This window comes from Sphingomonas sp. CFBP 13603 (assembly GCF_014892665.1).
Taxonomy (GTDB): Bacteria; Pseudomonadota; Alphaproteobacteria; order Sphingomonadales; family Sphingomonadaceae; genus Sphingomonas.
Genome location: NZ_JADBIA010000023.1, coordinates 1 through 2,983, shown reverse-complemented (window position 1 = coordinate 2,983; position 2,983 = coordinate 1). Strand labels below are relative to the sequence as shown.

General features: G+C 53.3%; 1 rRNA gene. It reads right to left on the bottom strand.

Going from position 1 to position 2,983, the window contains the following annotated elements:
• Positions 1 to 153: 153 nt before the first annotated feature.
• A 23S ribosomal RNA gene (locus tag IFR23_RS19920) occupies positions 154 to 2,949 on the bottom strand.
• Between the last annotated feature and the right edge of the window lie 34 nt (positions 2,950 to 2,983).

Here is a 2,983-nt window from a genome sequence, read left to right as displayed (position 1 = left end):
GTATTCGACCAATCCCTCGACGGCGAGGGGATTGGCAATCTGGCGTCGTCTTAATCATCCGCACTATCGAATGGCTAGCTGGTTACCGGGCACCCATCAAAGTAATACTTTGATGGAAACCTGACCCAGTGTTGTCATTGATGGTGTGAGACTCTCAAGCGCGAATAGAGCAATTAGTATCGGTTAGCTCCATGCGTTACCGCACTTCTACATCCGATCTATCAACGTCGTGGTCTCCGACGGCTCTATGAAATCTTATCTCGAGGGAGGCTTCCCGCTTAGATGCTTTCAGCGGTTATCCCGTCCATACATAGCTACCCAGCTGCGCTCCTGGCGGAACGACTGGTACACCAGAGGTATGTTCAACCCGGTCCTCTCGTACTAGGGTCAACTCCTCTCAAATTTCGACGCCCACGGCAGATAGGGACCAAACTGTCTCGCGACGTTCTGAACCCAGCTCACGTACCACTTTAATTGGCGAACAGCCAAACCCTTGGGACCTGCTCCAGCCCCAGGATGTGATGAGCCGACATCGAGGTGCCAAACAACCCCGTCGATATGAGCTCTTGGGGGTTATCAGCCTGTTATCCCCGGCGTACCTTTTATCCGTTGAGCGATGGCCCTTCCACGAGGGACCACCGGATCACTATGACCGACTTTCGTCTCTGCTCGACTTGTCAGTCTCGCAGTCAGGCGGGCTTATGCCATTGCACTCTAACAGACGGTTTCCGACCGTCCTGAGCCCACCATTGCGCGCCTCCGTTACTCTTTAGGAGGCGACCGCCCCAGTCAAACTACCCGCCACAGAGGGTCCCTGTTCCGGCTTACGGAACGAGGTTAGACATCAGAAACAAACAGGGTGGTATTTCACCTATGGCTCCACATCAGCTGGCGCCGATGCTTCAAAGCCTCCCACCTATGCTACACAGTTTCTTCCTAATGCCACTCTGAAGCTGCAGTAAAGGTGCACGGGGTCTTTCCGTCTAACCGCGGGTACTCCGCATCTTCACGGAGAATTCAATTTCGCTGAGCATGTCCTGGAGACAGTGGGGAAGTCGTTACGCCATTCGTGCAGGTCGGAACTTACCCGACAAGGAATTTCGCTACCTTAGGACCGTTATAGTTACGGCCGCCGTTTACCTGGGCTTCATTTCAGAGCTTGCACCCCTCCACTTAACCTTCAGGCACCGGGCAGGCGTCAGGCCCTATACGTCGTCTTGAAGCCGACTTAGCAGAGCCCTGTGTTTTTGCTAAACAGTCGCTACCCCCTGGCCTGTGCCCCCTCAAAGTGCTTGCGCATAGTGAGGGCCTCCTTCTTCCGAAGGTACGGAGGCAATTTGCCGAGTTCCTTCAGGACACTTCTCTCAAGCGCCTTGGTATACTCTACCTGACCACCTGTGTCGGTTTCGGGTACGGTCTATACGGTGGGGCTATTTCCTGGAACCATTTCGAAGCCATCCCAATCCGATAAGGGATGACAACACACATGATCCGTCACACACCACCAGGCCCACGAATATTAACGTGGTTCCCATCGACTACCCCCTTCGGGCTCGTCTTAGGGGCCGGCTCACCCTGCGCGGATTAGCCTTGCGCAGGAACCCTTGGTCTTTCGGCGAGAGGGCATCTCACCCTCTTTATCGCTACTCATGTCTGCATTCGCACTTCCGATACCTCCACGACCCATTACCAGATCGCTTCACAGGCTTACGGAACGCTCCGCTACCGCGTACCACATAAGTGGCACACCCTAAGCTTCGGCACGTATCTTGAGCCCCGTTACATCTTCGCCGCAGGACCTCTTGTTTAGACCAGTGAGCTGTTACGCTTTCTTTAAAGGATGGCTGCTTCTAAGCCAACCTCCTGGTTGTTTTGGAAGTCCCACATGCTTTCCCACTTAGATACGATTTGGGGGCCTTAGCTGTAGGTCAGGGCTGTTTCCCTTTTGACGACGGACCTTAGCACCCGCCGTCTGTCTCCCGCATATCACTCTTAGGTATTCGGAGTTTGGTTAGGTTTGGTAGATCTCGCGACCCCCTAGCCCATCCAGTGCTCTACCCCCTAAGGTGTTCGTGCGAGGCACTACCTCAATAGTTTTCGCGGAGAACCAGCTATTTCCCGGCTTGATTGGCCTTTCACCCCTAAACACAACTCATCCGGTAACTTTTCAACGTTAATCGGTTCGGACCTCCAGTGCATGTTACTGCACCTTCATCCTGGTCATGCCTAGATCGCCGGGTTTCGGGTCTAATACATCAAACTCTGGCGCCCTATTCAGACTCGCTTTCGCTGCGCCTACACCTATCGGCTTAAGCTTGCTTGATACATTAAGTCACAGACCCATTATGCAAGAGGTACGCTGTCAGGCCATAAAAGCCCTCCAACTGCTTGTAGGCAATCCGTTTCAGGTACTGTTTCACTCCCCTCATCGGGGTGCTTTTCACCTTTCCCTCACGGTACTAGTTCGCTATCGGTCACATACGAGTATTTAGGCTTGGAGGGTGGTCCCCCCATGTTCAGACAGAATTTCACGTGTTCCGCCCTACTCGAGTCCTGAATTCTCACTTTCGTATACGGGGCTGTCACCCGCTATGGCGTCTCTTTCCAGAGACTTCTACTAGTTGAAATTCAGGCACTGGCCTGGTCCGCGTTCGCTCGCCACTACTAACGGAATCTCGGTTGATGTCTTTTCCTCCAGCTACTGAGATGTTTCAGTTCGCCGGGTTCGCTTCACGAAGCCTATGTATTCAGCTAAGTGATACCTAACCTAATTAACTCTACCCCAGTATTGCTGCTCAAGTAGAATTAATCGGGATAGGTGGGTTTCCCCATTCGGAAATCGTCGGGTCAAAGCTTGCTCACAGCTCACCGACGCTTATCGCAGCGTGCCACGTCCTTCATCGCCTGTATGTGCCAAGGCATCCACGAATTGCCCTTACCTCACGCTTGAGAGTCCACACCACCAACGACATCACTGGGTGCC